The 14,155-nt window shown below is 70.5% G+C and carries 15 protein-coding genes; 7 read left to right on the top strand and 8 right to left on the bottom strand.

Features of this window, described 5'->3' with window-relative positions:
• Positions 1–11 precede the first annotated feature (11 nt).
• Positions 12–698 carry a pyridoxamine 5'-phosphate oxidase family protein gene (locus ACQEV8_RS07305; RefSeq protein WP_432958334.1) on the top strand — a complete coding sequence of 229 codons (687 nt, stop codon included), beginning with the start codon at positions 12–14 and terminating at the stop codon, positions 696–698.
• 3 nt (positions 699–701) lie between these two features.
• Here the strand turns inward: ACQEV8_RS07305 and ACQEV8_RS07310 are convergent, their stop codons facing one another.
• Both ACQEV8_RS07310 and ACQEV8_RS07315 read right to left on the bottom strand, forming a co-directional pair.
• Positions 702–1,706 (bottom strand): EamA family transporter, encoded by a 1,005-nt coding sequence (locus ACQEV8_RS07310; protein ID WP_432972508.1) that lies wholly within the window; start codon positions 1,704–1,706, stop codon positions 702–704.
• Between the two features lie 85 nt (positions 1,707–1,791).
• Entirely contained in the window at positions 1,792–2,349 is a 558-nt protein-coding gene (locus tag ACQEV8_RS07315; RefSeq protein ID WP_432958336.1) for a Clp protease N-terminal domain-containing protein, read from the bottom strand.
• 218 nt (positions 2,350–2,567) lie between these two features.
• Between ACQEV8_RS07315 and ACQEV8_RS07320 the strand changes: the two genes are divergently transcribed.
• Entirely contained in the window at positions 2,568–2,996 is a 429-nt protein-coding gene (locus ACQEV8_RS07320) for a type II toxin-antitoxin system Rv0910 family toxin (RefSeq protein ID WP_432958337.1), read from the top strand.
• 66 nt (positions 2,997–3,062) lie between these two features.
• Here the strand turns inward: ACQEV8_RS07320 and ACQEV8_RS07325 are convergent, their stop codons facing one another.
• A complete protein-coding gene (locus ACQEV8_RS07325; protein WP_432958338.1) occupies positions 3,063–3,698 on the bottom strand; it encodes a PadR family transcriptional regulator in 636 nt (211 codons plus the stop codon).
• A 364-nt stretch (positions 3,699–4,062) separates the two neighbouring features.
• Here ACQEV8_RS07325 and ACQEV8_RS07330 point away from each other — a divergent pair, with 364 nt between their 5' ends.
• The gene (locus ACQEV8_RS07330; RefSeq protein ID WP_432958340.1) at positions 4,063–4,716 is read left to right on the top strand and encodes a class I SAM-dependent methyltransferase; all 654 of its coding nucleotides are present in this window, start codon (positions 4,063–4,065) and stop codon (positions 4,714–4,716) included.
• A gap of 114 nt (positions 4,717–4,830) precedes the next feature.
• On the opposite strand, the gene ACQEV8_RS07335 is transcribed toward ACQEV8_RS07330, so the two are convergent.
• Both ACQEV8_RS07335 and ACQEV8_RS07340 read right to left on the bottom strand, forming a co-directional pair.
• Positions 4,831–5,835: a HEAT repeat domain-containing protein gene (locus ACQEV8_RS07335; protein WP_432958342.1), complete on the bottom strand. Its 1,005-nt coding sequence runs from the start codon at positions 5,833–5,835 to the stop codon at positions 4,831–4,833.
• A 6-nt stretch (positions 5,836–5,841) separates the two neighbouring features.
• Positions 5,842–6,510 carry a HEAT repeat domain-containing protein gene (locus ACQEV8_RS07340; RefSeq protein WP_432958344.1) on the bottom strand — a complete coding sequence of 223 codons (669 nt, stop codon included), beginning with the start codon at positions 6,508–6,510 and terminating at the stop codon, positions 5,842–5,844.
• Positions 6,511–6,626: 116 nt separating this feature from the next.
• On the opposite strand from ACQEV8_RS07340, the gene ACQEV8_RS07345 reads away from it, so the two are divergent.
• On the top strand, positions 6,627–7,445 hold the full coding sequence (locus ACQEV8_RS07345; protein WP_432958345.1) for a PhzF family phenazine biosynthesis protein: 819 nt from the start codon (positions 6,627–6,629) through the stop codon (positions 7,443–7,445).
• A 91-nt stretch (positions 7,446–7,536) separates the two neighbouring features.
• On the opposite strand, the gene ACQEV8_RS07350 is transcribed toward ACQEV8_RS07345, so the two are convergent.
• Together ACQEV8_RS07350 and ACQEV8_RS07355 are read right to left on the bottom strand one after the other, a co-directional pair.
• Positions 7,537–8,340, bottom strand: a complete 804-nt coding sequence (locus ACQEV8_RS07350) for a CPBP family intramembrane glutamic endopeptidase (RefSeq protein ID WP_432958347.1) — start codon at positions 8,338–8,340, stop codon at positions 7,537–7,539.
• Between the two features lie 123 nt (positions 8,341–8,463).
• A complete protein-coding gene (locus tag ACQEV8_RS07355; RefSeq protein WP_432958349.1) occupies positions 8,464–9,981 on the bottom strand; it encodes a glutamate-cysteine ligase family protein in 1,518 nt (505 codons plus the stop codon).
• Positions 9,982–10,553: 572 nt separating this feature from the next.
• Between ACQEV8_RS07355 and ACQEV8_RS07360 the strand changes: the two genes are divergently transcribed.
• The 3 genes from ACQEV8_RS07360 (at position 10,554) to ACQEV8_RS07370 (ending at position 13,038) form a co-directional block, all read left to right on the top strand.
• Positions 10,554–11,138 carry a hypothetical protein gene (locus ACQEV8_RS07360; protein WP_432958350.1) on the top strand — a complete coding sequence of 195 codons (585 nt, stop codon included), beginning with the start codon at positions 10,554–10,556 and terminating at the stop codon, positions 11,136–11,138.
• A gap of 444 nt (positions 11,139–11,582) precedes the next feature.
• On the top strand, positions 11,583–11,789 hold the full coding sequence (locus ACQEV8_RS07365; RefSeq protein ID WP_432958352.1) for a DUF5999 family protein: 207 nt from the start codon (positions 11,583–11,585) through the stop codon (positions 11,787–11,789).
• Between the two features lie 214 nt (positions 11,790–12,003).
• Entirely contained in the window at positions 12,004–13,038 is a 1,035-nt protein-coding gene (locus ACQEV8_RS07370; RefSeq protein WP_432958354.1) for a LacI family DNA-binding transcriptional regulator, read from the top strand.
• A gap of 14 nt (positions 13,039–13,052) precedes the next feature.
• Here ACQEV8_RS07370 and ACQEV8_RS07375 read toward each other — a convergent pair whose 3' ends face one another.
• Positions 13,053–14,129 carry an endo-1,4-beta-xylanase gene (locus ACQEV8_RS07375; protein ID WP_432958356.1) on the bottom strand — a complete coding sequence of 359 codons (1,077 nt, stop codon included), beginning with the start codon at positions 14,127–14,129 and terminating at the stop codon, positions 13,053–13,055.
• Positions 14,130–14,155: the final 26 nt, after the last annotated feature.

A 14,155-nucleotide genomic window follows, 5' to 3' on the forward strand; every position in this document is an offset into this window, starting at 1 on the left:
GGAGAGCGCCAATGCAGGGGACCACATCGACGCCGTCGCAGTCCGCCACCGCCTACACCCCGACCGACCGCACCGTCCCCACGCGCTCCCCGGACCGGGCCTCGTACGACAGGGACCTGGTGCACGCGATACTCGACGAGGCCTGCGTCTGCCACCTCGGATTCGTCCGCGACGGCGCGCCGGTCGTGCTGCCCACGCTGTTCGCCCGGGCCGGCGAGCGGCTCTACGTACACGGCTCGACGGGCTCGCGCCCGCTGCGGGCGGCCGGCCAGGCCGACCCGGGCCTTCCGGTCTGTCTGACCGTCACGCACGTCGACGGCCTGATCCTGGCCCGTTCGGCCTTCCACCACTCGATCAACTACCGCTCCGTGGTGGTGCACGGCGTCGCCCACGACGTGACAGACCCCGAGGAGAAGCGGCAGGCCCTGGACGCCCTGGTCGACCACGTCGTACCGGGCCGCGCCGCCGACTCCCGCCCGGCCAACAGGAAGGAACTGGCCGCCACCGCCGTACTCCGCCTGGACCTGGCCGAGGTCTCCGCCAAGCTCCGCACGGGCGGAGTGAACGACGAACCGGAGGACCTCAGCCTCCCCCACTGGGCCGGCGTGGTCCCGGTCCGGACGACCTACGGCACTCCGATCCCCGACCCGGACCTGGCCGCCGGCACCGAACTGCCTGACTACTTGACGGCACGGTGACGCCTATGCGGCGGTTCCGGGCGTGGACAACTCCCGTTCCGGGCCGCCGCCGGCCACCGGCCGATCGGAGCCCTTCGCGGGTGTCGAGGACTGCGCGATGAACGCGCCCATCAGCACAATGACGCCACCGGCGATCTGCGGCGCCGACAGGTGCTCGCCCAGCAGGACCCAGGCCAGGACGGTCGCGATGACCGCTTCGAGACAGGCCACGACACCGGCGACCTGGGGGGAGAGCCGGCGCACGGAGACGACGCCGGTGACGTACGCGACGACCGTGGCGACCAGGACGATCCAGGCCAGCAGGACGACGGCGGCGACGGGAGTGCCGTCCATGCGCGCGGTGCCCGTGAGCACGGACCAGTCCATGGTCCAGGGCCGGGCGACGACGGTCAGCACGGCCGCGCCGACGAGCAAACCGTAGGCGATGACGCCGAGCGGGTCGGGCGCCTCGTCTCCGGCGTCGCTGCCCTGGTCGGAGAGGACGAAGTAGCCGACCTGGCAGCAGGCCGCGCCGAGCGCGAGCAGCAGCCCCAGGGCGTCGAAGCCGAGGCCCGACCACACCTCGACGACGCAGGCGAGCCCTCCGACCGCGAGGACGACACCGACCGCGGCGGCACGTGTCACGGGCCGCCGCTGCACGAACCGCACCCAGCCGAGCACGAGCGCGGGCGCCAGGTACTCGATGAGCAGCGCCACCCCGACGGGGATGCGGGAGAGCGCGGCGAAGTAGCAGGCCTGGACACCGGCGACGGCCAGCAGCCCGAATCCGGCGAGGAGGCCCGGGCGGCGGCGCAGCAGCGCTCGGTGACGTACGGCGAGCGGCAGCATCACCAGGGCGGCCCCGGTCACGCGCAGCCACACCACGTGCAGCGGGTCGAGGCCCGCCTCGATCAGCGGCTTGGCCGCGACTCCGGATCCGCCGAAGGCGACCGCGGACAACAGCGCGAGGCCGAGCCCCATGCCCCTGCCGCGCCTGCTCGGACTGCTCTCAGAGGTACGCACCGGCACATGATGACAGGCCATGACAGGAGCGTCACTCCTCATGGCACCTGTCTCACTGCCTGGACGGGGCGACCGATCGGGGCAGGTCCGGTCAGGGTGCGGCTTCGGAGCCTCCGGCCCACTCCCCGGTCCGGCCGGGCCGGCCGCCGAGCCGGGCGAGCACCTCGCGCGGGTCGATCCCGGCGCGTGCGAGCACCTCGACCGCGCGCGCCTGCTGGTCGACGACGATCGCCGCGAGCAGGTCGATACCGCGGGCCGGTCCGCCGCGACGGGCGGCGAGCTCGCAGGCGTACTCCATCGACGCCGCGGCCAGCGGCGAGAAACCCGCGCACTCCGCCACCACGGGGACGGCGCCGGAGTCCTCGACGGCGCTCTGCCAGCGCAGGCCGTAACCGATGCTGCGCTGGACGAGATAGCCGAGCAGTCGCGCGATGCGCGGCCCGTCCCCGAAGACGGCACGCGCCTCGGGGTCGGACTCCAGCAGGGAGTGGAGCAGATGGGCGGTGTCGATCTGCCGGTCCCCGTCCCTGACCGCCCGGCGACGGGCACCGCCGATCACCGACGCCAGCTCGTCACTGAGCCTGGCATCGTTCTCCGCGCGGTGGATGCCGTGCTCAGGGGCCGACTGCCTGGGGATACGGGGTTGCACATCCCCTACCCCATCAGTCCCGCGAGCCCGGGTCATCCCCGATGGGGAGCATTTTCGCGTCCCACAGGAAGTGGACCTCCCCGGTCGGAATCTCATCCTTACGGAGGACATCAGACTGTATCGCCCGCCGACCCCGCCATGCCTGACTGTTCGTCAGTATTGAACATTGCGGCCGGCGCGGCTACGTTCCGCGACACCCGACTCGAAGAGGTGGTCGCATGGCCGAAGTCAGCGCGGAGGCACGCCTCGGGGCGCCGGCCGAGAAGGTGTGGGCCAGACTCACGGACTGGTCCGCGTACGGCGAGTGGAACGCGACCCACACCAGCTTCCCTTCGGGTGGCCCCGAGAGCCTGGAAGTGGGCGCGACCTTCCAGGAGAACATGCGGCTGATGAACTTCCCGGCCGAGGTGGAGTGGACCGTCGAGGAACTCGAACCGGCCCGGGTGCTCGCCATCCGCGGCCAGGGCCCGATGGGCGTGACCGTCGCGACGCGCTACACCCTGACGCCCGACGGCGGCGCGACGACGGTCCGTATCGACGGCGAGTTCACGGGTGCGGCCGTGTCGTTGATGGCGGGGAAGCTCAGGGACTCGGCCACGGCGGCCCTGAACGAGTCGCTGCGCAAGCTGGCCGGGCCGGCGGCCTGACACCCCGGCACGAAGAAGCGCCCCCCGGATCACTCCGGGGGGCGCCTGCGCCACGAGGGCCGGCCCTCAGTCCTCGTCGGCGAGGATCAGGTAGAGCTTCTTGCGGGCTTCGTTGATGACGCCGAGCGCCTTCTCCTTCTGCTCCTTGCTGCCGGTCTTCCAGACCTGGCCGAAGGCCTCCATCAACCCGAAGCCGGCCTGGCGGATCTCGCCGAGGGCCTCCCAGTCGACCCCGCGGGAGGCTTCCTCCCAGGGCGCCTCGGGCCCCTCGCCGGCCGCTGTGCGGCCCGCCTCGGTGAGCGAGAACAGCTTCTTGCCGCCCTCGGACTCACTGACGATGAGGCCCTCGTCCTCCAGCAGCTGAAGGGTGGGGTACACCGAACCCGGGCTGGGCTTCCACGCCCCGCCGCTGCGCTCGGCGATCTCCTGGATCATCTCGTAGCCGTGCATGGGCCGGTCCTTCAACAGGGCGAGGATCGAGGCCCGCACGTCACCGCGCCGCGCCCTTCCCCTCGGCCCGCCGCGCCCTCGCCCGCCCCAGGGGCCGGGCCCGAAGCCCGGACCACCGGGCCCTCCCCAGCCGGGACCACCAGGACCGCCGGGCCCGAAGGGACCGAAGGCCGCACGCAGCCCCTCGAAGCCGCCCCGGCCGTGACGCGGTCCGCCGTGGCCATGTCCGTGCTCGTATCCGTGGGTACGCATCGCAACCACTCTCCATTCCATCGTTGATCTGTCGCGATGCTTCGACGATATATCGGTAGTGTTCGTGTGGCAAGGCCCTTCCGACCGAGCGGCCGCCGTCCTGCTGGATGGCTGTACCGGCTGGGGTGGATCAAACCAGGGCCGTGCGTCGAGTTGTCGTACGTGGACGCCGTTCAGGAGCGTCGTCGGCATCCGCGTCGGACCTCTCAGCGTGCCTGTGCGGATCGGCGTCGGCCTGCTGCGAGAGAAGGGGACCCTCGTGACTCTTGACCTTGCCCAAAGGTGAAGGCCGACGGTGTCCGGGACAACCAAGCCGACGAGCTGAGCGCGCTTGGCTGACCGAGCCCGGATGAGAGGAACCCGCATGGATGACGACGCTCTCCTGGCGGAGCAGAGGGCCTACTACAGGGCCGCCGCAGCCGAATACGACCGGCCCTACGCAGAGTACGAAGCCCTTCAGCAATTGCTGGCTGTCGTCGATGACCTCCCGATTGCCGGGGATGTATTGGAACTGGCCTGCGGAACGGGCCAGTGGACCCCGAGGCTCGCCGCGCGGGCGCGGTCCGTGACGGCTGTCGACGCCTCACCCGAAGTGCTGGCCCTCGCTCGGGCGCGCACCGCATCCCCCACCGTCCAGTTCATCGAGGCCGACCTGTTCGAGTGGCAGCCGCCACGACGCTACGACACTGTGTTCTTCGCCTTCTGGCTCTCCCATATCCCGCCGACGCGGTTGCCCGACTTCTGGAACACCGTCTCGGCCGCACTCGCGCCCGGCGGCAAAGCGATCTTCATCGACGACGGCCCAGCCGCAGCCGCATACGAGGAAGTCCTCGCGAACCAGCCGATCCCAGCAGCCCTGCGTCGGCTCGATGACGGCAGCCGGTACCGCATTGTGAAGGTGTTCCACGATGCCCAGACCCTCACGGACGACCTCACCGCGCTGGGGTGGTCGGTCCGCATCCAGACCAAAGCCGGGAACTTCATCGGCATCGCAGAACCGCCGACCATCGCCGGCTGACAGTCCACGCGTCTCATCCAATCCAGTCCACGCAGGTCACCAGCACCGAGCACGACCGACTTCGCTGAGACGGGACAGCAGCCTCCGAACGAGGCGGATTCCGAAGCAGCGGCTTCAGCGTGCGTCGCGAATCCCGAGGATGTACGTGGCGGTCAGTGCGACGACGTGGTCCTCGTCATGGGCCAGCGCCTCGAGGGCACGGGACGCCGTGGGTCCCGGGATGTCCGCGAGCGCCTGGGTCAGGCGCCGGCGCGTGGACGGTTCGACGGTGCCGTGGGCGAGGCGGTCGACGAGCCCGGTGGCGATCCGGTCCGCCGAAACGGGATCACTCGCCAGCGCGCTCAGCGCATCGGCCGCGTCGACGTCGTTCGCCGCCTCGACGACCATGTCGATGAGCGTCGGGATCGCCTCGGCCACTCCACGTGCCCCGAGCTCCAGGGCCGCGTATCTGCGGACCACGAGGTCGGGATGCTGGAGAGCGTCCCCCAGCAGTGCGGTCGCGTCGCCGTTCGGCATCTCGACGAGACTCTGGACGGCACGCTTGCGGACCTCGGCCACAGATGAGCCGAGGCCCTCGGCGAGCAGGGCGGATCCGGCGTCGCCCGATTGCGCCAGAGCCCATCGAAGGGCTCCGGCGACGTTCGGGTCCGTCTCGCTCAACGCTGCCTCGACCAGGGCTTCCACCGGCCACGGAACCTCTTCGGCCGAGGACAGGGCAGCGAGTTGGCGTGTCCCGGCGCTCTTCGATCCCAACGCGTGGAGGAGACCGACGATCTGGAGGACGTCCTCCCAGCCGGCGGGTTCCGCGGCACCGATCCGACGGAGGCGCGTGAGCAGTTCCGTCTCCCTCGCGATGCGCTCGCGCGTGCGGCGGGTGAGGTCGTCGACGAGCTCCGAGGGCCGGAAGCCGGGATCGTCCAGGGCGCGCCCCACCTCGCGCAGCGACAGCCCCAGTGAGCGCAGGCTCTCGATATGGAAGATCCGCCGGATGTCCTCGCCGGAGTACGCGCGATAGCCGGCGTCGGTACGGCCCGTCGGCCGCACCAGGCCGAGCGACTCGTAGTGCCTGAGCATACGGGCGCTGACCCCGGACCGCCGTGCCACCTCACCGATCAGCACTGCCCGTCATCCCTCCTGGCCGGTCCCGCCGAGGGCCACGACACGCTTGGCCTCCTCGATCGCGAACCCGAATCCGGCATCCGGGTCGCGCCACAGCCGTTCCGTGGCGACCGCGTGCTGACGTACACGGGGGTCGGGATCCGTCATCGCGGCGCGCAGGGTCGGCGTGATCACCTCTCCGAGCGCGATCAACGCCCGGCTGAGGCTCAATCGCGTCTCACGATCGCCGCGTCCGAGCTGTGCCGCCAGCACTGCGGCCAGCCCGGGTACTTCTTCTTCGGGCACGAGGACGACCGCCGCCCGCCAGGCGCTCCGCGCCACCTCGTCGTCGGGGTCGGTCAGCAGCGCCCGTGTGATCGACGGCCACGCCCGCCGGTCCCCGATCTTGGACAGCGTGTGCAACGCCTGGCTTCGTGCCCGCGAACCCTCCGCGCGGAGTTCGTCGACGAGCCTGGGGACCGCTATGGACGACGGGTGGCGGGTGAGCGCCCACGTGAGCATCTCGCGCACGGAGAACTCGGGCTCGGTCGCGCATCGTTCGATGAGCTTGTCGACGAACCGGGGATCCGGGGTCGTGCCGATCGCCAGCGCCGCCCGCAGGCGGAGCGACGAGTCGCCGTTCTCCAGCTCCCGGAGCGCTCGCGTCGTGCTCCTGCCCTCTAGTGGCATGGTCATCGGGACCACCTCCTCGGCCACAGTGAAGACCTTGTCACGGTGTCAAGGTCAAGGGGAGGCCAGGACTCGTGAATTGGCCTTGGTCCACGGCCTGGACGGACCTCTAGCGTCGGGGCATGCGGATTCGAATCGTCGATGCCTTCACCGACCGTCCCTTCACCGGCAACCCGGCCGGGGTCATGCTCCTGAACGACGCGGACGCCTTCCCGGACGACAGCCGGCTGCAGAACATCGCACTGGAGGTCAATCACGCCGAGACGGCCTTCACCCATCCCCTCCCCGGCGGCGGCGAGGCCGACTGGGCACTGCGCTGGTTCACACCGGCCGCCGAGGTCGCGATGTGCGGCCACGCGACCCTCGCCACCGCCCATGTCCTGCACACCACCGGCGCCCACGAGGGGCCGGTGCGGTTCGCGACCCGCAGTGGCGTGCTCGTCGCCACACCCACCGCCGACGGCTCCATCACTCTGGACTTCCCGACGGCTCCGCTCACCCGGGTCGACCCGCCCCGCGGCCTCGCCGAGGCCCTGGGAGCCGAGCCGCTGACGGTCCTCGACACCGGACCGAACGTCGGCGATCTGCTCGTCGAACTCGCCGACGAGAAGACGGTGCACGGCCTCGGCCCCGATCTCAAGGCCCTCGCCGCCCACTCAGCACGCGGCGTCATCGCCACGGCCCCCGCGGAAGACCCGGACCAGGGCTACGACTTCGTCTCGCGCTGCTTCTTCCCGAACATCGGCATCGACGAGGACCCGGTGACCGGCAGCGCCCACACCGCGCTCGCCCCGTTCTGGTCCGAGCGCCTGGGCCGCCCCGGCCTCACCGGCCTCCAGGCCTCACACCGCTCCGGCCGCATTCGCACGGAGCTGCGCGGCGACCGCACCCTGCTGACGGGCAGGGCGGTCACAGTCATCGAGGGCGAGCTGCTGGCCTGAGACGAGGGGCTGCATGCAACAAGGGGCTCATGAACAAGGGGCTCCATGAACGAGGGGCGTACGACACCGCCGTACGCCCCTCCCCCGGTCTTCACGCCGTCGGGAGCCACCCGACCTTGCCCGCCAGCAGCGCGTACCCGACGAACGCCCCGATGTCGAGCAGCGAGTGGGCCACCACGAGAGGACCGACGCGGCCCCAGCGGCGGTACAGGTAGACGAAGACGACGCCCATGGCCAGGTTCCCCACGAAGCCGCCGATGCCCTGGTAGAGGTGGTACGAGCCGCGCAGCACCGAGCTGCCGACCAGAGCGGCCGTCGGAGTCCAGCCCAGCTGCCCGAGGCGGCGCAGCAGGTAGCCGACGACGATCACTTCCTCCAGCACCGCGTTCTGGATCGCGGAGAGGATCAGCACCGGGTACTTCCACCACACGGCGGGCAGTGCCTCCGGCACCACGGTGAGGTTGAAGCCGAGGCCGCGAGCCGCCAGGTAGAAGGCGATCCCCGTGCTGCCGATGACCGCCGCGATCGCGGCGCCGCGGCCGAGGTCGGGCCACGGGCGGGTGCGGTCGAAGCCGATGGTGCGCAGACTCGCGCGCTCGCGCAGCAGGAAGTGCGCGACGAGGGCGACGGGCACCAGCGCCGTGGTGATCCCGAAGAGCTGCCAGGCGAGGTCGAGCCAGGGACGGCCGGGCGCGGCCGAGACGTTCATCCCGGCCGCCTGGTCCTTGAGCCCGCCGGGCTTGGTGACCGAGCCGATGAAGCTGATCAGGGCGGAGACCCCGCTCGCCCCCAGCGAGAGCGCCAGCACGAGCAGGGTCTCGTCGCGGAGCATCCGTCGCGAGAGCCCTTGCTGAGGAATGGAATCGTCGGCCACCGGGCTCGCCTCCGCCTGCACACCTGCCTCCACTTCACCGACCAGTCGAGAACGATCTCTCGAACACGACCTGTCGGCAACGATCTGCCGACAACGATCTGCCGGATCAGTATGAAGGCAGCAGGATGTCACCCCGCCGGCGCGTCAGCCCAGCGGCACCGGCTCCGGCAGGCCCACCGGCCAGGTGTGGACCGGATCCCCCTTGTGCATCAGCTCGCGGTAGCGGCGGGTGGTGGCGGCCAGCGCGGCTTCCCGCGTGTGACCCGCGTCCAGGGCCTTGTGGAAGGTCGCGGCCTGCCAGCTCGCCCCGTTCACCCGGCGCCGGCACCGTTCCTCGATCACGCCCAGGTACAGGTCGCGATCGGCCGGCTCGACGCCCCACGCGTCCAGCCCGACCTCGGCGAGCGGCAGCAGTTCGTCCCGTACGAGGCTCACCGCGTCGACCTGAGTGGTGCCGCCGTAGCGGCCGCGCCGGGGCCAGGTGAAGCGGGCGTCGATGCCGTCCCTGCAGGCGGCGTCGAAGTTGGCGGCGGCCGCCTCGAACGGCAGCCGGTTCCACACCGGCCGGGGCTCCTCGGCGAGGGCGCGGACGACGCCGTAGAAGAACGCCGCGTTGGCGACGACGTCCGTGACGGTGGGCCCGGCGGGCAGGACGCGGTTCTCCACGCGCAGGTGCGGGATGCCGTCGGCGATGCCGTAGACCGGGCGGTTCCAGCGGTAGATGGTGCCGTTGTGCAGGACGAGCTCGGCGAGCGAGGGCGTGCCGCCCTGGTCGAGCACCTCGAGCGGGTCCTCGTCGTCGCAGATCGGCAGCAAGGCCGGGTAGTAGCGAAGGTTCTCCTCGAAGAGGTCGTGCGCCGAGGTGACCCAGCGCTCGCCGAACCACGTGCGCGGCCGCACGCCCTGGGCCTGGAGCTCGGGCGGGCGGGTGTCGGTGGACTGCTGGAACAGCGGGGGCCGCGACTCGCGCCACAGCTCGCGGCCGAACAGGAAGGGCGAGTTGGCACCGACGGCGATCTGCGCGGCGGCGACCGCCTGGGCCGCGTTCCACACATCGGCGAACCGGCCCGGGGTGACCTGGAGGTGCAGTTGCACGGAGGTGCAGGCGGCTTCCGGCGCGATGGACTTCGAGGTGCAGGTGAGGTGCTCCACGCCGTCGATGTCGAGGGTGAACTCCTCGCCCCGGGCGGCCACGATCTGGTCGTTGAGGAGGGTGTAGCGATCGACGTCGGAGAGATTCGACGACACCAGGTCGTCCCGGTCGAGGGTCGGCAGAATGCCGATCATCACGATTCCCGCGTCGACCTCTCCCGCTTTTCGGTCGGCATACGCCAGTGACGTGCGGAGTTCCTCCCCGAGGCGGTCGAATACCCGGCCACCCAGGCGGTGTGGAGGAATGTTCACTTCCAGGTTGAACATGGCGAGTTCTGTCTGGAAGTCGCGACTCGCGATCCGTTCCAGGACTTGCGCATTCAACATTCTCGGCATGCCGTCGGCGCCCGCGAGATTCAATTCGATCTCCAGCCCCATGAGGTTCTTGGGGCGATCGAACCGCTTCTCCGCCAGGAGCCGCTCCAAGCCCGTCAGGCACCGACGGAGCTTGTCGCGGTATCGCTGGCGATCGGACAGGTCGAACCGCCCTGCCACGACCTTCTCCCCCATCGAAGCGTCCCTCCTCGGATGATGCGGGCCTCAAGATCCGGCCGCCGGGGTCACGGTCAGGTGGAGGATGCCCAGCGAAAGCGATCGATAACGTCCCGGACGGGTCCGCCGACCGCTACGCTGGTCGCGTGTGACCAGTGGCACATTCAATCGGCATGTCACACGGGACAGGTTTCGGCGTCCGCTCGATGTCCGCGAACTCGTGAAAAACGCCGACGAGAATGGGCCGACCGGTTCGCGGACATTCACCGAGGTCATCACCTCACACCCCCGCCAGGAATCGGGATAATTCTCGCGTATCGCCGACCGAATGTACCCTTGTTCTACTCACCGGAAACGGCTAGACGAAACCCAGCCTGATCCCGTGTCGTATAAACTCCGCGAGCAAGGCAGAAGGTTGGCGCCCACGGTCGATGGGTCCTGCCGTCGAGTCGACGTTCGACGATGTTCGGCGGACCCCACCCCCTCTCGCTCATGAGACCCGGCCCTGCCTCTGCCGACCCTCGTGAGCAGACAGCGCCGTCCGCCCCCGCCCTCGTGCCACCGTGCCTTTGAATGAGAGGCGACCCACCATGCCGCTGCATGTCCCCCCGGCTCCCGCGCCCGCACTCCGTTCCGTCCTGACCGCGCTCTCCTCGCCCACCGCGGTCCGGGAGGCCCGAACACCCTCCCTGCTCCGCGCCCAGGGACCTGTCGCAGCCGAGCTTCCGTTGCCCGTCCACGTTCTCGACCGGGTCACGGCCGAGGGGGTGTCGGCCACCCGGCTGGCCGGGTGGCGCTTCCTCATCCGCTCCGGCGAGCGGGCCGTGGCCGCCGCGGAGACCATGCTGACCCCCGACGGCTGGACCTTCTCCCACTTCTTCGAAGGCCCGTACATCACCTCCACCGAGCGCGCCCTGCGCCAGGCCGAGACGATGCCGCAGCCGTACCAGCCCCGCCTGCTGTCGGTACCCGGCCTGTACATGCTGACGCTCTGGCTGCACGAGGACTGCACCGCGGACGGTGCCGCCGGCCACCCCGCCGCCACCGATCTGCTCGTCCCGCTGGCGCCCGCGCCTCCCGGCATCGCGGCACACCGCCCGCACCGCGTCGCCGAACTCCTCCCGGTGCTGACCCACCGCGCGACTCCCACGCGACTGCTCGGCTCACCCGCCTGAACCGCACCGTCTGAACCGCACCGCCTGAAACACCTCGCCCGCATCAGCCCACCTGAATCACCCCGCGCGAAGCCTCCCGCACCCCGTCGCCGAATTCCCGTCGACGGGGTGCGGGCATTTTATCGCTCGTACGAGCGCCTAATAGCTCGTACGAGCCGGAAATGGCCTGCGATCCGACGTGACTAGCCCTATCCGGCCACTGCGAACCACCCGAAGTGCCAGTCCAGTTGGGATGAACCGTCCGCGCGGGTGATGCGTCCTGAACCTGTGAGAAGCGGTGCCGCGAAATCCCTGCGGAATGACGCCCGTGGGGCAACACTGGGTTCCGACCACTTATTACGGGGGGCGGCCATGAACGACACTTCTAGCCGCGGAACAGACACGACGACCGACTCAGACGACTCAGTCACCTCATCCATCACGACAGAGCGAAAGATCCCACCCATGTGCCAGCACCAGACACCATGCCCGTCAGCCGAATCCGCCGACCGGGAGTCCGCATGTCTTGTGGCGCACCACCCGGAGCAGGGGTGGAGCCTGCTGTGCAACGGCGTGGTGCTCTTCGAGGACACCGGTGAGCTTCTGCCCGACGGCCGGATCATCGCCCCGCACCGTCCACTGGCCAGCAGCCAGGTGATGACGGCTGCCTGAGGACCGCCGGGCGGGGGTGACGCCCCGCCCGCAGACATGAGGGGCCGGCCGCAGGGACACCCTGCGAACCGGCCCCGACGCATGTCCGGGGGTCGTCACTCCCCGTCACCTGTCGCGACTTCTCCGTTCCCTGCTCGTACGCCTTCCCACGACTGCCCGTTTTCCGGAAGACTCCTGGAAGTTTCGCGGTCACCCGTCGACGGAGGTGGGGCAAGTGGCAGCACGTGAGGCCGACGCCGAGGGCAAGGTCACGATCACGGAGATCGCCCGGCAGGCCGGCGTGTCCGTGCCGACCGTGTCCCGGGTCGTCAACGGCCGGTCCGACGTGTCGCCGCAGACCCGGGCCCGGGTCGAGGAGCTGCTGCGCCGGCACGGCTACCGCAAGCGCCCTGCGGCCCCCGGTACCAGTGCGGCCCTGCTCGACCTGGTCTTCAACGACCTCGACAGTCCCTGGGCCGTGGAGATCATCCGCGGGGTGGAGGAGGTCGCGCACGCGGCCGGGGTCGGCACGGTGGTGTCGGCCATCCACGGGCGGTCGGGCGACGCCCGCGAGTGGATGCGCAACCTCCGGGCCCGCGCCTCCGACGGCGTCATCCTCGTCACCTCGGCGCTGGAGCCCACGCTCCACGAGGAGCTGCGGATCCTCGGCGTCCCGCTGGTCGTCGTCGACCCGGCGGGCTCCCCCGCCCTGGACGCGCCCACGATCGGGGCCGCGAACTGGTCGGGCGGCATGGCCGCCACCGAGCATCTGCTCTCCCTCGGCCACCGCCGGATCGGCCTGATCGCCGGCCCACCGCGCCTGCTGTGCTCCCGGGCCCGGCTGGACGGCTACCGGGCGGCCCTCGAAGGCGCCGGTGTCGCGATGGACACGTCCCTCGTCGTCCCCGGCGACTTCCGCCCCGAGTCCGGCTTCACCGCCTGCACCACCCTGCTCGACCTGCCCGAGCCGCCGACCGCCGTGTTCGCGGCCAGCGACCAGATGGCACTCGGCGCGATCGAGGCACTGCGGCGGCGCGGGCTGCGCGTGCCGCAGGACATGAGCGTGGTCGGTTTCGACGACCTTCCGGAAGTCCGCTGGTCGTCTCCCCCACTGACCACGATCCGCCAGCCCCTCGCCGACATGGGCAAACTCGCCGCCCGCACGGCCCTCCGCCTGACCCGCGACGAACAACCGGACTCGCCCCGGGTGGAGCTCGGGACGGACCTGGTGGTGCGGGCGAGTACGGCTTCTCCGGCCGGGCGGGGCTGAGAGACCCGCGCTGCCTACTTCCCCCCGAGCGCCTCACGCAGCGCGAAGTACGCCGGCTTCGGCCTGAGCTGCTCGTCCCACGGAAGGGCCGCGCCCTGGCCCGGGAAGAACGCTGGGATCCATGAGTACTTGTCCGTGTAGTCCCAGAGGGTGACGCCGACGCACCGGCGTACCGCCAGGCACGCCTCGGTCAGGTCCTGGTACCACTGCGCCTGCTGGGCCAGCTTCTCCTCCGTCGCGGGCAGGATCATCCGTACGTCGACCTCGGTGAGCGAGGTGTCGAGGCCCAGCCGGGAGAAGCGCCGGAGGTTGTCCTCCAGGGTGGTGGGATAGCCGTACTGGAGGGCGAGGTGGGCCTGGAGGCCGATGCCGTGCAGCGGGACGCCCTCGGCCTTCAGCTCCTTGGCCAGCTTGTAGTACGCGTCGCTCTTCGGGCCGATTCCCTCGATGTTGTAGTCGTTGAGGTACAGCTTCACGCGCGGATCGGCCTGATGCGCCCAGCGCAGCGCGTCGGCGATGTAGCCGGGCCCGAGCGTCTTGTAGAAGACCGACTCCCGGTACGTACCGTCCTCGTTGAACGCCTCGTTGACGACGTCCCAGGCGAACACCTTGCCCCGGTAGTGCCGGACCTCCGCCTGGACATGCTTCTTCAGCACGGCCCTCAGCTCCGGCGCCGTCCATTCCCGCCCCGTGAGCCACCCGGGCAACTGGCTGTGCCAGACCAGGGTGTGGCCGCGCACCTTCTGCCGGTTGGCACGGGCGAGGTTCACGATCTCGTCGCCCTTGGAGAAGTCGAACACGCCCTGCTGCGGCTCGGTCGCGTACCACTTCATGCCGTTGCCGGGCGTGATCTGGTCGAACTCGCTGCCGAGCAGGGCTTTGTACGGCGCGTCGACGAGTTCGGGATTGTCGGTCGCGCTGCCGAAGTAGCGGCCGTGCCGCTGGGCGAGGTCCGCGAGGGTGGGTTCCTTGCCGTACCCCTTGCCGTACCCCTCGCCGGCCTGTGCCGCCGGGCCGGTGGCGATGCCTCCGGCCACCAGCACGGCGGCCAGCGCCCCGGCGAGTCTGAGCCGTATGGCTGTCCTGCGCATGGTCGACTCCTCACGATTCGCGATCC

This window comes from Streptomyces sp. CA-179760, assembly GCF_050937045.1.
Lineage (GTDB): Bacteria > Actinomycetota > Actinomycetes > Streptomycetales > Streptomycetaceae > Streptomyces.